This window comes from Limosilactobacillus secundus (assembly GCF_020784695.1).
Lineage (GTDB): Bacteria > Bacillota > Bacilli > Lactobacillales > Lactobacillaceae > Limosilactobacillus > Limosilactobacillus reuteri_F.
In genome coordinates this window covers 1-246 of record NZ_JAJGUA010000003.1, presented here as the reverse complement: position 1 = coordinate 246, position 246 = coordinate 1, and the positions used below count along the sequence as shown (strand labels likewise).

The window sequence follows — 246 nt, the reverse complement described above, 5'->3', positions numbered from 1 at the left end:
CAACTTCACTCAGCCAGAGTGAAAGTACTTCGACATCCTTAAGTCAGAGTGAAAGTGCCTCAACTTCACTGAGCCAAAGTGAAAGTGCGTCAACCTCATTGAGTCAAAGTGAAAGTGCCTCAACGTCCTTGAGCCAAAGTGAGAGTGCATCGACATCACTTAGTCAAAGTGAAAGTGCGTCAACCTCACTTAGCCAAAGCGAGAGTGCATCAACGTCGTTGAGCCAAAGTGAGAGTGCATCGACAT

1 protein-coding gene is annotated in these 246 nt (G+C 46.7%); it reads left to right on the top strand.

All coding sequences use genetic code 11. The features are described from left to right. Positions 1-246, top strand: a 246-nt coding sequence (locus tag LMB57_RS00020) for a hypothetical protein (protein ID WP_229278017.1), incomplete at both ends; no start/stop codon positions are given.